The following is an 18438-nucleotide window of genomic DNA, read 5'->3' as shown; positions in this document are numbered from 1 at the left end:
GGGTATAAAATAAGTCAGGCCTATTTTACACCCCTTAACCCTACAAATACCAATGATGGCAATGTTCAGTGACAATCTACTGCATACCAAGCCACCGCATACTAATCTACTGCATACCAAGCTATTTTACTTGCGACTCGCGTATGAGCCTATAAAGTTTGGGCGGTGAGACACGATTGACCCGTGTTGCCAGCTTTTCTTTACTGCCAGCGACCACGATATATTCTTCACCTTTTGAGAGTGCCTTCACCACTTGCTTTGCAAAATCAGTTGCCGTGAGACCGTTACTGGTTGCTTCATCCATGGTGCCCTGAGCGCTGCCATCACCTGTCAAGGCATTGATAGAGATGTTGGTCTGAATAAATCCTGGGAATATCGTCGCCACTTCTATACCTTTGTCATGCAACTCTGCCCGTAAACTGTTTGCCCACATATGCAATGCGGCTTTGGCTGCGCCATAAGCACCGCGATATTGTGTCCCTAGTAATCCTGCGACACTTGATACCATGACGATTTTGCCGCCACCTTGTGCGATCATATCAGGCAGTATCAGTCTGGTTAGTCGCGTCTGAGCAAAGTAATCTACCTCCATAATCTGACGCTCGACGTCTTCGTCAGTTTCCATGATGAGTGAGCGCTGGCTAATACCGGCGTTATTGATGAGCCAATCAATGTTTCCAGCCTGAGCTTTGGCATTGTCATATGCGGCTTTTGCTTGAGCAGCATCACTGATATCAAACGGAATGACAATATGCCTATTCGCACGCTTACAGCTTTTCTTGACGGATTCTAGTTTTTGGTTATCACGGCCACTGAGAATAATTCTAGCACCACGCTTGGCAAAGGCAATCGCCAATGCTTGCCCAATACCACTAGAAGCACCCGTGATCCAAATGGTCAGATCTTTGTATTTGGTTTTCATAAGCGTCCTTTCTTAATATTTAGAGCGTTCATGATATAGGATAGCAATGCTGATCTACCAGTTAGATTTGTAGTCTCAACAACCACAATGATTGCTAAAAATCACACAAAAAAAGAGCCTCAATTGAGACTCTTTTTATATACACTTTTAAGTTTATCTGGCGGGGTTATTTAACCACCGAAATCATCAAGCATGATGTTTTCGTCTTCTACGCCCAAGCTGTGTAGCATATCGATCACAGCAGCGTTCATCATTGGTGGCCCACACATGTAGTATTCACAGTCTTCTGGGTTTGGATGATCTTTCAGATAGTTTTCGAGCAACACGTTATGGATAAAGCCTGTTGGACCTTCCCAGTTATCTTCTGGTAATGGGTCAGACAGAGCCACATGCCATTCAAAATTGTCAAACTCTTCTTCTAGCTGATCGTAATCTTCAACATAGAACATTTCACGTATCGAGCGAGCACCATACCAGAAACTGATCTTACGATCTGTTTTCAAGCGCTTGAGCTGATCAAAGATATGCGAGCGCATGGGAGCCATACCAGCACCACCACCGACAAAGATCATTTCAGCTTCAGTATCTTTGGCAAAGAATTCACCATATGGGCCTGATACCGTCACCTTATCGCCAGGTTTTAGGCTAAATACCCAAGAAGACATCTTGCCTGGCGGGATACCTTCAGGACCACGCGGCGGTGGACTGGCGATACGGATATTAAACTTGATGAGGCCTTTTTCTTCTGGGTAATTGGCCATTGAGTAAGCACGGATAACGGGCTCATCAACTTTTGAGACGTATTTGAAGACGTCGAACTTCTCCCAGTCTTCACGGTACTCTTCGCCGATATCAAAGTCTTTATAATGTACTTCATGCGGCGGCGCTTCAAGCTGCACATAACCACCAGCGCGGAAGTTTACTTCTTCGCCTTCTGGGATTTTTAGCACCAGCTCTTTAATGAAAGTCGCAACGTTATCGTTTGAGATAACCTCACATTCCCATTTTTGTACATCAAAGAATTCAGGATCAATCTCAATTTTCATGTCTTGCTTAACAGCTACCTGACAAGCCAAGCGCATGTGATTGCGGATCTCGCCTTGAGTAAAATAGCCTTCTTCGGTGGGCAAAATAGAACCACCACCTTCAATAACGCGGCAACGACACTGCGCACAGGTACCACCGCCACCACACGCTGAAGACAAAAAGATGCCTTCGCCCGCTAGCGTTTGCAGTAGTTTACCGCCTGCTGGTGTCACCACGTCATTATCGGGATTATCATTAATATGGATAGTGACATCGCCTGAACTGACCAGTCTTGAGCGCGCCGCCAAAATAATAGCGACGAGGCCCATGATGATCAAGGTAAACATAGCAACGCCACCAATCGCCGTAGCGTAATCCATGGTAGGTATCCTTAATCTATGGGGTAGGGGTGCGAAGACATTTTTTATGCTGTGTCCGAACCCTTACCGAATAAATGAATTAAATAGATCAAATAGCTAATAGAAGCTTTGAGCTTAGTAGTTTAGATGGACATACCACCGAACGACATAAAGCCGAGCGACATAAGACCAACCGTGAGAAAGGTAATACCAAGACCGCGCAATGGTGCTGGAATGTCTGAGTATTTGAGCTTTTCACGAATACCTGCCAATGCAGTAATAGCAAGTGCCCAACCGAAGCCTGCGCCCACACCATAGACGACAGATTCACCAAAGTTATAATCACGCTCGACCATAAATAGTACACCACCCAAGATGGCACAGTTTACGGTGATTAGTGGTAAGAATACCCCAAGCGCGTTGTATAAACTTGGTACAAACTTGTCCAAGAACATCTCTAGAATCTGTACGGTGGCTGCAATCAAACCGATGTAACTAAGCAACCCTAAGAAGCTCAAGTTGATATCAGGGAAGCCTGCCCAAGCCAATGCACCATCTTTTAGGATGAACTGGAATAGCAAGTTGTTTAGCGGAACGGTGATGGCCATCACGACAATCACAGCAACCCCTAGACCAATCGCTGTCGAGACTTTTTTGGATACGGCCAAAAAAGTACACATGCCTAAGAAGTAGGCAAGTGCCATGTTCTCGATAAAGACTGAGGTTATAAATAAACTAATATAATGTCCCATTAGTGACCGCCTCCATGTGCCATGCCTTTAGACTGCGGCTTCATTACAAACTCAGCTTCTTCCACTTGTTCTGGTTTCCAGGTACGGACGATTGCGATAAACAAAGCAATAATGAAGAACGCTGATGGTGGCAATAGCAACAGACCGTTTGGTATATACCAACCGCCATCAGTAACTGGTTGTAGGATAGTGATACCAAACCAAGTACCTGCGCCTAACAGCTCACGAATGGTGGCAACGAATAGCAAGACCGCTGAGTAACCAAGACCGTTACCAATACCATCTAAAAAGCTTGGGATTGGCGGGTTACTCATGGCAAATGCTTCAGCACGGCCCATAACGATACAGTTGGTGATAATCAAACCAACGAAGACCGACAGACCTTTACTCACATCATAAGCGACCGCTTTTAGTACCTGATCTACCAAGATAACCAATGAAGCAATAATGGTCATCTGTACGATGATACGAATGCTCGATGGAATCTGCTTACGAATAATAGAGATAAAGAAGCTTGAAAATGCCGTCACCAAGGTGAGTGCCACACACATGACCATGGCATTGGCCATACTCGTTGTGACTGCCAGTGCCGAACAGATACCAAGAATCTGTAAACCAATGGGATTATTGTCAAAAATAGGCGTGGTTAAAATACTTTTAGTGTCAGCCATTTTATGCCTCCTTGCCATTAGCTATTGGTAGCGCGGCTGCCAATTCGGTGTTAAGTTGAGCGGCCGACGTTGACTGATTTGCTTGTGTATCTGCATCATCAAGGGTCTGACCGCTCTCTTTACGTAGCATATCTAGATAAGGCTTATAGCCTTGATCGCCTAACCAGAACTGAATCATGTTGCTGACGCCGCGGCTTGTTAGTGTTGCGCCGCTGATACCATCGACCCAATTGTCTTTCGGATTACCCGCTTTGGTCACACCAGTAGCAACGTTGCCATTGTCATCATAAGAATGGATGCCATTCCACTGTGCGCGCCACTCTGGCTCTTCAATACGAGCGCCAAGACCTGGGGTCTCTTTATGCTCATAAAAACTGATACCTTTGATGGTATTCATGTCACTTTCAAGCGTTAAGAAACCATAAATCGTACCCCATAGCCCGTAGCCTTGAATAGGCAATACAACCAGTTCAGGTTTGCCTGCGTCATCTTCTTTGACATAGACTTTGGCGTATTTTGGTTTACGGCCAATACCAGCAGGATCATTGTCGCCCAAGTCTTCGCTTAAGGCTTGGTTTTTGGTCGCTTGACTGGCGTCATAAGCATTACGATCAGGAATACCCGCCGTTTTTAACTCATCATCATCAAGGTAGTTGCCTTTATTTAGATCAATGATTTTGACATCAAAATCTTTAAAACGTTCGGCGACATCATCTGCTGTATCAGACTCAGTATTGTACATGTCAGCGGCGACCAAAATGTTTTTATTGCGATCCAAGCGTGCATTTTCGATTTGTGCAGGTTTTAGGCCAACAGCGACAGCTGAGACCAATACTGAACAAACCAAGCACAGCGTCAAAGCCACACTGATGGTTTTGGCATTATTACTTTTGGGCTTGGACATAACGAACCCTCCGAGCAGTTTGGCGTTTGATATTTGCTTGGGTCACAAAATAATCAAACAGTGGAGCAAATAAGTTGGCAAACAAGATAGCCAGCATGATGCCTTCTGGGAAAGCTGGGTTAATAACACGAATCAGAACGGTCATAAAACCGATCAAGATACCATAAGCCCAGCGGCCCTTATTGGTGTGGGCAGCAGAAACGGGATCGGTTGCCATGAATACTGCACCGAACGCAAAACCACCGATAACCAAGTGCCAGTAGAATGGCAAGCTCATCATCATATTGTCATCAGAGCCAATCAGGTTGAACACCAATGAAGTGGCAATCAAACCAACCACACAGCCTGCCATGATGCGCCAAGAAGCGATACGCGTCCATAACAATACGGCAGCACCCATCAAGATAGCCAAGGTTGATACTTCACCGATACTACCTTGCATGTTGCCTAAGAATGCATCACTCCACGTGATGGCATTGCCATAGACATCAACAAAGTCTTGAGGAACCACACCAAGCGCGGCAAGCCCAAGCGGGGTCGCACCTGAGAAGCCATCTACAGCTGTCCATACTGAGTCGCCAGACATATAGGCTGGATAGGCAAAGTATAAGAACGCACGGCCTGATAGGGCAGGGTTCAAGAAGTTTTTACCAGTCCCACCGAACACTTCTTTTGCGACCACCACACCAAAGATAATACCTAGAGCAACTTGCCATAAAGGAATATCAGGTGGTAAACATAGTGCAAACAGGACTGACGTCACAAAGAAACCTTCGTTAACTTCGTGTCCGCGGACGACCGCAAAGATAATCTCACAGAGAATACCGACGGCAAACGTCACGATATAAATCGGCAAAAACTGCATGGCTCCATAAACAAAGCTTGCCCAGATACTGTCTGGGTTGTAGCCTGCCATGCTAGTGATGACGGTACGCCAGCCTTCAGGTTGCAGACCGAGCTGAGCGATAGCGGTTAGTGCTTGATGACCGATGTTGTACATACCCCAAAACATTGCTGGGAAAGTACATAGCCATACCGTAATCATAATACGCTTTAAGTCGATACCGTCACGAACGTGTGATGAAGCGTACGTTGTGGTGCCTGGCTGCCGAAGAAACGTATCAAACATCTCAAAAATAGCATAATACTTTTCGTGTTTGCCGCCTTTGGTAAAAGATGGCTCCATACGATCGAACATATTGTGTAAAAATTTCATCGTGGTTAGCCCTCCAGCTCAATGCGCGTTAAGTTATCACGCAAAATATCACCGAACTCATATTTGCCAGGAGATACAAAGGTGCATAGTGCCAAGTCTTCTTCATCCAACTCAAGTGCACCCAAATCAGTGGCACTGATGATGTCTTCGACAATCAAAGCACGTAACAATTGAGTGGGCAGGTAATCTTGAGGCATGACTTCTTCAAAGACACCAATCGGTACCATGGCGCGAGGTGAGCCATTACTTGTTGTGGTGAAATTGTACTTTTTGCCACCAAAAAACTGCGAGATGTAGATAGGCAGCTTTGAGAAGCGGTTTTTACCGGGGCTAAAGAAGTGAAACGCAGGACGCTCACGACCTTCAGGCAGTGCACTGATCTGGTTGTGGAAGCGACCAAGATAAGCGATATTGTCAAATACTCTGCGACCAGACAATACTGAACCTGAGATGATACGGTTCTCGCCTGCCGCTAGCTGACCTTTGGTTAATGCCGTAATATCAGCACCACGCTCGGTTGCAATCAGATGCGGATTGGTAACCGCAGGGCCAGCCAAGCTTAGCATACGACGTGTATATAGATGTCCAGTTGTGAACAGCTTACCAATCGCAATCACATCTTGATAACCAATCGTCCATACGGTCACGCCGCGGCTGATAGGGTGCAAGAAATGAATGTGCGTACCTGCAAGACCTGCTGGATGTTTACCCGCAAAGGCATGATACTCAGTGACATTATTAGCCGCAGTTTTTGCAACTGGCGTCAACTGGGCGTCGCCATGGTGGCAGACAAAGGTCTTGGGCGTGAGTGTTGAGAGTACTGCTAGGCCATCATTGAACGCTTGTAGCTGCTCATTGATTACCAGCATTGGATCAAGGGCGAGTGGATTGGTGTCCATTGCTGTCACAAAGATAGCATGTGGACGAGCGCCGATTTCGGGCGCACGGCTATAGGGACGTGTGCGAAACGCAGTCCATTCGCCAGAGGCAATCAGTTGGGTTTCAACGACTTCAGAGTCTAGGTCAGCAAGCTGCTGTGAGTCATAGCGCTCAAAGTCTATTTCTTCACCATTCGGGTCGACCTCAATCACAAGACTCTCAAACACTCGACGCTCGCCACGTTTAACAGCGACGACCTTACCAGCAGCAGGGGCAGTATAGATGACGCCAACACGCTTTTTGTCTTCAAAAACGGGCTGACCTTTGGCTACAATGTCACCTTCTTTGACATTCATCGTAGGCTTCATGCCCACGTAATCATAGCCAATAAGTGCTACATGTGTCGGTTGGTGCTCAGATATCTCGCGGGAGGGTTCACCGGTGATGGGCAAATCCAAACCTTTTTTGATGGTAATCATAAGCGAAAACTTAGTCCATAGTCTAAAACGATACCAGACATCCTGTTTGGTACATCGGTAGCTTGAACATTTATCTCACTCAATAAAGCCTTCAATCATCTATTTCTATACTGAAATAAGGATGAAAGCTCTCTGAAGATAATACATGATCATAACTACTATTAAGAGTATTAACGCTGACCTTAGACTCCTTAACAACACGTTAATGTCTTATTCGAATTACCAAAGTGGCGACTGGCTACCAAGGTGTATGCTAAAACTATTGAATCAAAATCAATCGCCAAAAGCACATTGCCAACAGAGATTACTTTGAAAATAACAGCCTTATCATACGTTTCATTGAAATTAAAAACTTGTAATACCAGTATGATGGGCCACTTTTATCCAATCAGCATCATTCAAAAATACGCAATTTTTTAGAGGTGTGACTAAAAACGATCTATTGAAGTAGATGATCAACTGGCTAAAAGACAACCTAGATGAGCAAGCATCACATCATTTTTGTGAGCTGCCAAACGCTAGTCATAACTGTTTTATATTGTTAGCTAGTAATAGGGTTTTAAACGGCAACCAATGGGGCTTAAGACTGCAGAATCGGTGGTATACAGACTACCAGATTAGATTTCTATTATAACCCTTTTTGGCAAAATATCAGTCAATATCATACGGATATATTGAGCCATTGCTCATTGTCTTTGAGGCATTATGAAGTGCGATTAAGCAATACCGTCTCAACAAAAAGCGTAACACCTGGTTACTATCACATAGAAACAAATAAAAATTTACCTAGGATTATACGCTAAATTGACCTAAAATTGCCAGTCAGTAATAGAATTTAACGAATGTTGGTGGTGATTCTACGTATTACAACTTATGGTTATGATTGTTTGGTTTCGATTGTATCCTATCTCTATTTGAGCAGATTTCTGACCTATTTTATTTGGTTTTTCGAATCTGTCTATAATTTATGCCGCGTTTGCGTGGTGTTTTCTATCGTGGTCTGATGCTTCGATTTCGTTTTATTCTCAACAATGTAATTGTCTAAATTTATTGCCAATATTATGCTTTATAAGGAATGCTATATGTGTGCTGTGCCTGTCATTATCCCGGCTATTGATTTAAAAGATGGTAAGTGCGTACGTTTAAAACAAGGCCGTATGGAAGATGATACGGTATTCTCTGATGATCCCGTTGCCATGGCTGCACGTTGGGTAGATGAGGGCGCACGCCGTCTGCATTTGGTCGATTTGAATGGTGCTTTTGATGGCGTGCCAGTACACAGACAAGTGGTCAATGATATTACCAAAGCATATCCGAACCTGCCTATTCAATTGGGTGGCGGCGTGCGTAATATGAATACTATTGAGCAATACATTACTGCCGGTCTGACCTACATTATTATTGGTACAAAAGCTGTTGAAGATCCGGATTTTGTTGCTAAAGCTTGCCGTGAATTTGCAGGACACATCATTGTTGGTATCGATGCCAAAGACGGTATGGTAGCCACTCATGGTTGGGCAAACGTGACAGATACCAAAGCGACCGAGCTTGCCAAGCGCTTCGCTGATGTAGGTGTGTCTTCAATCGTTTATACTGATATTGCTCGTGATGGCATGATGCAAGGCGTGAATGTTGAACAAACCTTCAATTTGGCTCGCGAAGGCGGTCTACCGGTGATTGCATCAGGCGGCGTTACTGATATGAAAGACATCGAGCTATTAAAGCCTTATGGCGATTGTATCGAAGGTATTATTACTGGTCGTGCTATCTATGAAGGCACGTTGAATTTGAGCGAAGCGCAGCTTTACTTAGATAACCCCACTCTCAACTTATTTTTCTAAGGTATTGGTTTACTTAGTTTTTAAAATTTCAGTTAAAACAATTAGAATTTTAAATTCTATAAAAATCAAAGGCCTACGATAAGTTGAGATTGGCGTTTAGATAGCTAAATAAATCAAAAATTAGTCGGTTAAAATCAGACAGCTAATTATCAGCAATCAGCTAAGCGAGAAAAATCCGTAAAAAATAAAGGATGCTTATGGCCAGTTATTTTGACCGTCCAATGATACGCCGTTTTATGAAAGCGTGGGGTCAAATGGTGTTGCTGTTAAGCATCGTTTGTACGTGGCCCGCCTACGCTGCTGGTGAAGAACTCTCTGGCATTGCAACCGTACTTGGCGTGGAAAGTACAGAAGAGGCAACACCTGATAGTGATCCTGCGCCAGAAGAGGAAGCATCAGACCCCGCCACCTCATTACCGACACCCGCCCCGCCACCAGTAATCAGTGGCGAGAGCACCAATAATGGTCAAATTGAAACCACACCCACTCCGCAAAAAGATAATGAAATCCGTCAGCGTATCAATGGTATTTTTTCTGAAATCGAAGGGTTACAGGCCGTCAATGTCAGTGTTAGCCAAGGTGTTGTCACGCTAACAGGGGAGACTGCCAACGAAAAAAAAGCGCAGCAAGCCATCAATCTGACCAACCGTTTGACAGATGTTGTTACGGTCGATGACAATATCAATCGAACGTTGGACGTTCAAGAGAATGTCTCGACGGTTTATCAAGGTCTAAAAGCACAATTAGAAAACCTCGTGAAGGCGTTACCTTTACTGTTAGTCGGCATCGTTATATTTGCATTGGTCACATGGTTTGGTAGTTGGTTGTCCAATCGCAAAAGAATGTGGCAGCGCTTAACGCCAAATCCGTTTGTCGCCGAGTTGTTATCGCAAACTGCCAAAGTCATTTTTATTATTTTTGGTCTTATCTTAGGGCTGAGTCTCATCGGGGCAGAGACGATTTTAGGTACTCTGCTTGGCGGCGCAGGTGTCATCGGTATTGCCGTTGGTTTTGCGGTAAAGGATACCATCGAAAACTATATTGCCTCACTAATGCTCAGTATCCGCCAGCCATTTCGCGCCCGTGATCAGGTGGTTATCAATGGGCAAGAGGGTATTGTCGTTCGTCTGACCTCACGTGCGACGATACTGATGACATTGGATGGCAATCAGTTGCGTATTCCGAATGCTGAAGTCTTTAAAGGTACCATTCTCAACTACACTAAAAATCCCGAGCGCCGCTTTACTTTTGAATTAGGTGTTGATGCGAATGATGATCCATTAGCAGCTATCAAAGTAGGACTGGATGCAATAGGTACGTTAGCATTTGTATTGGATGAGCCTAAAGCGATTGCCGTCATTATCAATGTCGGTGATTCTAATATCGTTTTAGAGTTTCAGGTTTGGGTAGATCAATCAGAAACCGACTTTGCTAAAGCGCGTAGTATTGCCATCAGAGAGACCAAACATGCACTAGAAAACGAAGGCTTTAGCTTGCCTGAACCCATTTATCGTTTACGGTTTAATGACAAATTAGAGAAAGCCATTGAACATATGCAGAACAGTACGAGCAGCGCTAAATCTGACATGACGATTACCTCAACCATGCCTGAGCCTACTCTTACCCATCAAGATAATGAGAATCCTGTTGATGATAAAGATAAAAAGCAAGCGAAGGCGCGAGCCAAAGTTATTTTGCAAGGCCGTAATGCTGATGAGGTCCTCGATGCTCGCCCTGATGACAAGCTGATGGAAAAGGTCGAGCAAGAGATTGCTCAAAGCTCAGATGAAACGGATTTACTCAATAATAATAGTCCGCAAGAATAGTAAGAGATAGTAGGTTTAAAAGTAGGCACAAAAAGTGCAATGGAACTCATATTTGGTAATTAATCAAAGTCGAGATTTTTTATGGAAATGAAGCATGTAATCATATTTGCCGTAATCGGCATCGTAGCATTGCTTGGTTTTAACATCATCAATGGCAATAGTCATGAGAAAAACAGAGAGGTTGCCATTAGCAGTACTGTTTCTGAACAGCCTACAGCAGCTGTATCTGATGCAGATAGCTTTAAGAATAGCTCTGCAAATATCGCCAGCAAACCACTTGGCGAACAGCCAAAAGCCATTTTAGATGATGCAACCAATAAAATCGATCAAGCACAGCAATCTGAGCAAGATCGTTTGGAACAGATGAGTAATGCACAGTAAAAAAATATTTAACCTAAAACTATAAATAACAAAGCATAAAAAAGGGCCAACGTTATCGTTAGCCCTTTTTTATTTATGGTGCTACAGTTTCAGATTAGCTTTTTTTTGCTAGAGCTTCTACGACTACTTCTCTTTGCTGGACCTTTCTTAGACGGCTGTTTTTTGGCAGGCTGTTTTTTGGTCTGATTCATGGCACTAGACTGAAGTTTTTCTTTCAAATCAAAATCAATTTGCAGTAAGTCCATGTTGACGCCAGCAACCTGTACCTTGACCAAGTCACCAAGTCCAAACAGCTTGCCCTTGTCTTTGCCGATGAGCTGCTGTTGCTGCTCATCATAAACAAAGAAATCATCGCCCACATTGGAGATATGTACCAAGCCATCGATGTATAGATCAGTCAACGTAACGAATAGGCCGAAGTTGGTCACGGTCGTCACAACCCCTTCGAACTCTTCACCGACATGATCCGTCATATAATGACACTTGAGCCAAGACTCTACAAAGCGAGATGCTTTTTCTGCACGGCGCTCTGTATCAGACGTCTGTGTACCCGCGCCGTCAAGTGAAAAATCCATGACAGGTTGCTTGCTGTTTGTTACTTTTGCTTTGATCGCACGATGCAGCATTAGATCTGGATAACGGCGAATCGGCGAGGTAAAGTGGCTATATTCATCATAAGCCAAGCCGAAGTGACCAATATTGTCAGGGGCATAATTTGCCTGCATCATCGAGCGCAGCAACATGCTATGAATGCTAATCGCATCTGGTCTGTCTTTGGTTGCTTCAATAATACGCTGATAATCGGCTTGCGTTGGATTCTCTTCTGGGAAGGGTAGGCCAAAGTTTTTTGCATATTCGTGAATACGCATTGATTTTTCATTATCAGGCTTATCGTGGTTACGATATAAGACTGGCAGCTCATGTTTGAGTGCAAAGTTTGCCGCGCAGGTATTAGCGAGGAGCATACACTCTTCAATCAGCTTCTGAGAGTCACCGCGAGTACGCGGTAATATAGCGTCAATCCCGCCTTTTTCATTAAATTTGATGTAGGTTTCGACCGTCTCAAACTCCATGGCATGACGCTCTTCACGTTTTTTGAGCAGTAACTCATAAAGCTGATGCAATGTATCAATCGATTTTTTGACGTCTTTATTGCCCGTTAATGATTTAGGAAGTCTCTTATCAGTCGGATTGACAAAATAGTCGTTCACTTGGTTATACGTGAGACGCGCTTGTGAGTGCATCACTGATGGATAAAACTCATATCCTGTGACCTTACCTGCACGTGATACTTTAATATCAGCCACCATGCATAGACGATCAAGGTTAGGGTTCAATGAACACAGGCCATTAGAGAGGACTTCAGGGAGCATCGGAATCACACGATGCGGGAAGTATACAGACGTACCGCGCTCGTAAGCATCTTGATCTAGTGGAGAGTTTGGCGTGACATAGTAGCTGACATCCGCAATTGCGACCACGACGCGGTAGTTGCCGCCTGAGCGCTTCTCAGCAAATACGGCATCATCGAAGTCACGAGCATCTTCACCATCGATAGTAACGAGTGGCAGATGACGCAAATCTTTGCGACCTTTTATGTCTTTCTCAGTTGGTTCTTGATATTCAGCAGCTTGTTTGAGCGCCGCTTCACTGAAATCTGATGGGATATCATAGTTGAGTAAAGTGGTCTCAATAATCAGCTCTCGATCGTTATCATCAGACAATACCTCAGTGATTTTGCCAGTGGCAAATTCATGCTGGTTCGGCCAGTCGATGATATCGACTTTGACAGGCGCGCCTTGTTTGATATTGAGGGCTTGGACATTATCATCAGTGACAGTGATTGGTTGATGACTGTTTGGACTACCAAGCTCAACACAAAAGCCCTCTTCATCACGCGCAAGTGTACCGATAAAGTTGTTCTGGCGGCGCTCAATCACATCGACAATACGACCTTCAGTACGACCGCGATTGTCTGTTGACGTGCCAACTGCTGCTACTGTATCGCCATTGAATACCCAGCGCATTTGTTTTTCATGCAAAAATAAATCTGGCATATCACTTAGCACCACAAAGCCAAAGCCTTTTGGATGTGCAGATACGGTGCCTGTAACGATATCTTGCTTAGTGACTGTGCGATAGCGATAGGGACGGCCTTCGCGATTGACTTGACCGTCGCGTGCCATGGCTTTTAGGCGATTGCCCAAAGCATCAAACTGATCTGGATCTTCAATCTCAAAGATCTGCGCCAGCTGCTTGTGAGTGACTTCCCCATGCTCACCAATCGTACTGAGTATCAACTCACGACTAGGGATTGGGTTGTCGTATTTTTGTGCCTCACTTGAGGCGTTTGGATCATTCCAACTCATAAATTACCGTATCTATTTTTTAAATTATTAATAGTGACTATCTTAACACGAACGGCAGCGCAATATCTTGCGTCAATTGCCTTATGTGCCTTCAATAGCAGAAAGCGTTGCATTTTTAAATGAACGCTATTGGGATCAATCAAATATCGATATCAACACTGCTTGATTGATTGATGATTTTTTTACTGTCTAGCTCTTTTGAGACTTCTAGCACTGTGGTTTGATTTGATTTATCCAGGTATTTCTGTGCTTTATCGACTTCAGTGGTCAAGCTATTGACCGTTTGTTTCATATTTTCTAATGCTTCGATTTTATAATTACTAATCATATCCATGGTGTCATAGACATTATTGAAGGCATTTTGCAGTTTATCAAGCTCAATGCTACTACTTGTTGCTTGTTCATGAATCTCACCTGACTGACGCTTAAGCATGGCAGAGGTTGATTCAATCAAGCTACTCGTGGTTTTATTCAATGCCGTAATCTGATCAAGTACCAGCTTTTGATTGGTCATGGCTTGAGCAACTACCACCGCCGTACGTAGTGCTGAAACAGTGGTCGTCGTTGCTCGATCAACCCCTTTAATCAGCTCTAGATTGTTTTTACGGATGGTGTCGAGCGCTAGATAACCTTGTACGTTGACGGCCAACTGAGTTAAAAAGTCAGTGTTTTTTTGACGCACATAAAACAGCATCTCTTCTTTGATAATACGCGCTTTTTCAGGATCAGTCGCTTCTATGGCGTAGACTTTTTGCTCTAGTTGCTCATCTATCTTTTTGCCAACATAGATATACTGGCGTATAGACTGCATCAGCTCCCACATATTAACTTTTTCTTGCTCAATCATTGCATTGTCTTTGAGCAATTCATCTTTACCGTTATATAAACTGGTTACTACTGCATTGATATGCGATTGCGCTGACTCATACTGACGGAAATAGTCTTGCACTTTATTACCAAATGGAATCAGACCGAATAGCTTACGTGAATTAGTCAGCTCTTTTTTGCTTGGATCTAAGTCCTCGACGATACCGCGTAATTCGGTTAAAGATTTGGCGATAGGGGAGTTATCAAACAAGCTGTCATTGAGGCTTTTGGCCGGTAGCTCAAGCATACGATTAGAGACTTGAGCGGATTCACGAATCTCTTTGGTGCCCAGATTATGAATGGATTGGACGTTTTGCTGAAATTCTGGACTGTGCACGGAGTTAGTAATCACGTGATCGACGAACGCATCCACTTTGGCATCCAGCTCCGGAATTTGGCTTTCATCCAACTTAACCATTTGATCGGCTTCACTTTTTTGTATTTCTTTGACAGGTTCAGGCGCTGTGAGAGAGATACTAGGAGTTGTGGCGTTTTCTGGTGGTGTTAATTCTTGCATGAAAGTTCCCTTGATGTCAGATAAAAGCAGTGTTTTTATAAACGACTCTATTGGTCGTGATATAGATTATTGTTGTACACTGACTAAAAATTTTGATAAATGCTGATTAGCAAATATAAAACAGATCTTTAGACTACCGCGTAATCAAATAGTTGAGAAGGTAGATTTTGTAAAATAGCGTCAGCCAATTATATCTGGCTAAATACATTTAAAAGAGACAGTAGGCAGTCCAAATAATAAAAAACCATCAATATCCCGTAGCATATTGATGGTTAGATTTATAAATAACTATATGGACTGACAGCCACTACTTAAAGCAATCTCATAAAAGACTATTTTTTCTTTGTAGGTCCAAGCAGCATACCCATTTGGCGACCTTCCATCTTAGGATATTGTTCGACGTTTGAGATATCAGCAGTATCTTCAATGATACGATCAAGTTGTTTGCGACCAAGATCTTGGTGCGCCATTTCACGTCCGCGGAAACGGATGCTAATTTTAACTTTGTCTTGATCTTCCAAGAAGCTGATAATTTTTCTCAGTTTAACCTGATAATCGGCTTCTTCGGTACTAGGACGTAGCTTCATCTCTTTGAGCTGAGTCTGCTTTTGGTTTTTCTTAGCTTCTTTAGCCTTTTGCTTTTGATCATAGAGGAAATGTTTATAATCCATGATCTTACATACTGGCGGCTTAGCTTCAGGAACTAATTCAACCAAATCTAGGTTTTCATCACGTGCCGCTTTCATCGCGGTTGCGATATCAACCACACCCATTTGCTCGCCATCTTCTTTGACGAGACGGACTTCTTTGACGTTGATATCTTCGTTGATGTTCAAACGGTTGGACTGTTTAATAGGTATTACTCCTCATCTGTTTTTGGGGTCTGTCGGCCTTTTTTACTGACAGCGGTCTGTACTAATGTAATAAATTCAGAAACACTCATCACGCCAAGGTTCTCACCTTCGCGCGTTCGGACGTTGACACTGCCCGATTCCACTTCTTTATCCCCTAATACTAGCATATAGGGAATACGTTCTAATGTTTTCTCTCGTATCTTAAATCCAATCTTTTCGTTACGCAAGTCGCTAACGGCACGCAAACCTGCATTTTTGAGCTCACTAACCACGTTTTCACAGGCATCAGCTTGCTTATCAGTGATGTTCATGACCACAACTTGTTGCGGTGCTAGCCATACTGGCATCCAACCAGCATAGTGTTCGATCAAAATACCAATGAAGCGCTCAAATGACCCTAAGATGGCACGGTGCAACATAATAGGCACTTCACGATCGTTCTGCTCATTGACGAACTCAGCATCGAGGCGCTCAGGCATATTGGGATCTACCTGAATGGTACCGCATTGCCAAATACGACCTAACGAGTCTTTTAGACTAAACTCAATCTTTGGACCATAGAAAGCGCCTTCGCCAGGTAGATAATCCCAGTCTAGGCCTGAGCTATCAAGCGCATCTGCTAACGCCTTTTCTGCAAAGTCCCAAGACTCATCACTACCAACACGTTTTTCGGGACGAGTAGAGAGCTTCATAATAATGTTATCGAAGCCAAAATCTTCATAGACAGCAAGCGTTAGCTTGATAAATTCTGCTACTTCTTGCTGAATCTGTGCTTGCGTGCAAAAGATATGAGCATCATCTTGCGTAAAACCACGTACGCGCATCAGACCGTGCAATGAACCTGATGGCTCGTTACGATGGCAAGAACCAAATTCTGCCATACGTAGTGGCAAATCACGGTAAGACTTTAAGCCTTGATTGAACACTTGCACATGACAAGGGCAGTTCATTGGTTTTACGGCATAATCACGATTTTCACTAGAGGTCGTGAACATATTAGTTGCGTAGTTGCCCCAATGTCCTGAGCGCTCCCACAGACTGCGATCAACGATTTGTGGCGTTTTGATCTCTTCGTAGCCGTTATCGTATTGTACTTTACGCATATATTGCTCAAGTACTTGATAAATTGTCCAGCCATTGGCATGCCAGAACACCATACCTGGGGCTTGCTCTTGCATATGAAATAGGTTTAACGCTTTACCAATTTTACGATGGTCACGTTTTTCTGCTTCTTCAATACGCTGGATATAGGCTTTTAGCTGTTTTTTATCAGCCCAAGCAGTACCATAAATACGTTGCAGTTGCTCGTTTTTCGCATCACCGCGCCAATAGGCACCTGACATTTTGGTCAGTTTAAATACTTTCAAAAAGCGCGTATTGGGCACATGCGGGCCACGGCACATATCGACGTATTCTTGATGATGATACAGACCAAAAGCTTCTTCACCTGGCATATCATTAATCAGTTTTAGCTTATAGTCTTCGTTACGTGATTCAAAGATCTCAATTGCTTCGGCACGTGGCGTCATTTTTTTGATAACGTCATAATCTTGCTTGATCAGCTCCATCATGCGTTTTTCAATAGCTTCCATGTGCTCAGGCGTAAATGGCGTTTCACTAAAGATATCGTAATAAAAACCATCATCAATAACAGGACCAATGACCATCTTCACATCAGGATATAGCTGTTTAACTGCATGACCTAATAAGTGAGCGCATGAGTGACGAATGATATCGACACCGTCATCGTCTTTTGGTGTCACGATTTCAACGTTGGCATCAGCGACGATAGGATCGTACGCATCTACTAGGTGACCATTGACACGTCCAGCAACTGTCGCTTTAGCGAGCCCTGCCCCAATACTTTGCGCCACTTCCATGACTGTTGTATGACCTTCGAAGTTTTTCACGCTACCATCGGGTAAAGTAATCGCTACCATAATCTATTCGCCTGTTATTAGGTCCGTTGGCAGTGATGATTGCAACCATCAATCATATAACCGTAAGACCGCATCAATTATATCTAATCATTGTGATATATAGTAAGAGTGACACATTACTTGCTACTGCTTTGTACTGCTATATATTGTGGGTTTTATTGGTTATTCAAGAGTGTTTAACCAATAACGACATCATAGACAGAACTTTGTCATCTATCTAATACAGATAATCAGCAAAAATAAGTAATGCAATAAAAGGGTGATTATAGCAAAAACCGTCTACCAAGACTAGATAGCAAGGGGTAGAGCCTTAAGCTCAATAAGAGATAAACTGCGAAAGTTATTTTTGAACATTTCAAAACAGAATGTTGGCAAAACTATATAAAACTTGGCGATTGACCCTCTGTATAGCGATGTTTGTAGTAATATCAATATTGAAGGTGGAAGAAGTAGAAGCAAATTCAAAGAGGTAAAAATACTTCAAAGATAATAAACGGCAATACATATCTGATAAAACTGTCAATCAGAGCACACTTCTATTTTCTTTCCTTTTAAAGCAGCCAGCTCCAACCCATTGAAAAAGCTATCTTTTTTATATTCTGCTAAAATAAGTCCAAAAACATCAACAAAACAGG

14 protein-coding genes are annotated in these 18438 nt (G+C 43.4%); 3 read left to right on the top strand and 11 right to left on the bottom strand.

The features are described from left to right. Window positions 1–121: 121 nt before the first annotated feature. From B3V51_RS10990 to B3V51_RS10960, 7 genes are all read right to left on the bottom strand, one after another. Window positions 122–922, bottom strand: a complete 801-nt coding sequence (locus B3V51_RS10990; RefSeq protein WP_186475367.1) for an SDR family NAD(P)-dependent oxidoreductase — start codon at window positions 920–922, stop codon at window positions 122–124. Between the two features lie 170 nt (window positions 923–1092). After that, window positions 1093–2328: an NADH:ubiquinone reductase (Na(+)-transporting) subunit F gene (nqrF, locus tag B3V51_RS10985; protein WP_186475368.1), complete on the bottom strand. Its 1236-nt coding sequence runs from the start codon at window positions 2326–2328 to the stop codon at window positions 1093–1095. Between the two features lie 122 nt (window positions 2329–2450). Beyond that, window positions 2451–3059 carry an NADH:ubiquinone reductase (Na(+)-transporting) subunit E gene (gene nqrE / locus B3V51_RS10980; protein WP_058025262.1) on the bottom strand — a complete coding sequence of 203 codons (609 nt, stop codon included), beginning with the start codon at window positions 3057–3059 and terminating at the stop codon, window positions 2451–2453. Next, entirely contained in the window at window positions 3059–3730 is a 672-nt protein-coding gene (locus B3V51_RS10975) for an NADH:ubiquinone reductase (Na(+)-transporting) subunit D (protein ID WP_186475369.1), read from the bottom strand. Before B3V51_RS10975 ends, nqrE begins: the two co-directional genes overlap by 1 nt. A gap of 1 nt (window position 3731) precedes the next feature. Beyond that, window positions 3732–4634 (bottom strand): Na(+)-translocating NADH-quinone reductase subunit C, encoded by a 903-nt coding sequence (locus B3V51_RS10970; protein ID WP_093070337.1) that lies wholly within the window; start codon window positions 4632–4634, stop codon window positions 3732–3734. Continuing rightward, window positions 4615–5850, bottom strand: a complete 1236-nt coding sequence (locus B3V51_RS10965; RefSeq protein WP_071002705.1) for an NADH:ubiquinone reductase (Na(+)-transporting) subunit B — start codon at window positions 5848–5850, stop codon at window positions 4615–4617. The genes B3V51_RS10970 and B3V51_RS10965 overlap by 20 nt, the downstream gene beginning before the upstream one ends. Before the next feature lie 5 nt (window positions 5851–5855). Next, window positions 5856–7208: a Na(+)-translocating NADH-quinone reductase subunit A gene (locus tag B3V51_RS10960; protein WP_286708423.1), complete on the bottom strand. Its 1353-nt coding sequence runs from the start codon at window positions 7206–7208 to the stop codon at window positions 5856–5858. Between the two features lie 1082 nt (window positions 7209–8290). Here B3V51_RS10960 and hisA point away from each other — a divergent pair. The 3 genes from hisA (at window position 8291) to B3V51_RS10945 (ending at window position 11256) form a co-directional block, all read left to right on the top strand. Continuing rightward, window positions 8291–9049, top strand: coding sequence for a 1-(5-phosphoribosyl)-5-[(5-phosphoribosylamino)methylideneamino]imidazole-4-carboxamide isomerase (gene hisA / locus B3V51_RS10955; RefSeq protein WP_286708422.1), 759 nt, complete (start codon window positions 8291–8293; stop codon window positions 9047–9049). Between the two features lie 197 nt (window positions 9050–9246). Next, window positions 9247–10875: a mechanosensitive ion channel domain-containing protein gene (locus B3V51_RS10950; protein WP_286708421.1), complete on the top strand. Its 1629-nt coding sequence runs from the start codon at window positions 9247–9249 to the stop codon at window positions 10873–10875. An 81-nt stretch (window positions 10876–10956) separates the two neighbouring features. Then, window positions 10957–11256, top strand: coding sequence for a hypothetical protein (locus B3V51_RS10945; RefSeq protein WP_286708420.1), 300 nt, complete (start codon window positions 10957–10959; stop codon window positions 11254–11256). Window positions 11257–11345: 89 nt separating this feature from the next. On the opposite strand, the gene rnr is transcribed toward B3V51_RS10945, so the two are convergent. From rnr to thrS, 4 genes are all read right to left on the bottom strand, one after another. Then, on the bottom strand, window positions 11346–13625 hold the full coding sequence (rnr, locus tag B3V51_RS10940) for a ribonuclease R (RefSeq protein WP_286708419.1): 2280 nt from the start codon (window positions 13623–13625) through the stop codon (window positions 11346–11348). 139 nt (window positions 13626–13764) lie between these two features. Then, window positions 13765–15009: a toxic anion resistance protein gene (locus tag B3V51_RS10935; protein ID WP_093070349.1), complete on the bottom strand. Its 1245-nt coding sequence runs from the start codon at window positions 15007–15009 to the stop codon at window positions 13765–13767. 332 nt (window positions 15010–15341) lie between these two features. After that, entirely contained in the window at window positions 15342–15845 is a 504-nt protein-coding gene (gene infC, locus B3V51_RS10930) for a translation initiation factor IF-3 (RefSeq protein ID WP_071002713.1), read from the bottom strand. 23 nt (window positions 15846–15868) lie between these two features. Continuing rightward, on the bottom strand, window positions 15869–17803 hold the full coding sequence (gene thrS / locus B3V51_RS10925) for a threonine--tRNA ligase (protein ID WP_186475373.1): 1935 nt from the start codon (window positions 17801–17803) through the stop codon (window positions 15869–15871). Window positions 17804–18438 lie beyond the last annotated feature (635 nt).

It is taken from the genome of Psychrobacter sp. UBA2514, assembly GCF_002341255.1.
GTDB lineage: Bacteria > Pseudomonadota > Gammaproteobacteria > Pseudomonadales > Moraxellaceae > Psychrobacter > Psychrobacter pacificensis.
The sequence above is the reverse complement of the archived record's forward strand: the minus strand, read 5'-3'. Positions and strand labels throughout refer to the sequence as shown.

Excerpts from the sequence above, each read along its gene's own strand:
- B3V51_RS10960 (WP_286708423.1), bottom strand. The coding sequence starts at position 7,208 with ATGATTACCATCAAAAAAGGTTTGGATTTGCCCATCACCGGTGAACCC.
- B3V51_RS10975 (WP_186475369.1), bottom strand. The coding sequence starts at position 3,730 with ATGGCTGACACTAAAAGTATTTTAACCACGCCTATTTTTGACAATAAT.
- B3V51_RS10945 (WP_286708420.1), top strand. The coding sequence starts at position 10,957 with ATGGAAATGAAGCATGTAATCATATTTGCCGTAATCGGCATCGTAGCA.
- B3V51_RS10990 (WP_186475367.1), bottom strand. The coding sequence starts at position 922 with ATGAAAACCAAATACAAAGATCTGACCATTTGGATCACGGGTGCTTCT.
- nqrE (WP_058025262.1), bottom strand. The coding sequence starts at position 3,059 with ATGGGACATTATATTAGTTTATTTATAACCTCAGTCTTTATCGAGAAC.
- thrS (WP_186475373.1), bottom strand. The coding sequence starts at position 17,803 with ATGGTAGCGATTACTTTACCCGATGGTAGCGTGAAAAACTTCGAAGGT.
- B3V51_RS10965 (WP_071002705.1), bottom strand. The coding sequence starts at position 5,850 with ATGAAATTTTTACACAATATGTTCGATCGTATGGAGCCATCTTTTACC.
- B3V51_RS10935 (WP_093070349.1), bottom strand. The coding sequence starts at position 15,009 with ATGCAAGAATTAACACCACCAGAAAACGCCACAACTCCTAGTATCTCT.
- hisA (WP_286708422.1), top strand. The coding sequence starts at position 8,291 with ATGTGTGCTGTGCCTGTCATTATCCCGGCTATTGATTTAAAAGATGGT.
- nqrF (WP_186475368.1), bottom strand. The coding sequence starts at position 2,328 with ATGGATTACGCTACGGCGATTGGTGGCGTTGCTATGTTTACCTTGATC.
- B3V51_RS10950 (WP_286708421.1), top strand. The coding sequence starts at position 9,247 with ATGGCCAGTTATTTTGACCGTCCAATGATACGCCGTTTTATGAAAGCG.
- rnr (WP_286708419.1), bottom strand. The coding sequence starts at position 13,625 with ATGAGTTGGAATGATCCAAACGCCTCAAGTGAGGCACAAAAATACGAC.
- B3V51_RS10970 (WP_093070337.1), bottom strand. The coding sequence starts at position 4,634 with ATGTCCAAGCCCAAAAGTAATAATGCCAAAACCATCAGTGTGGCTTTG.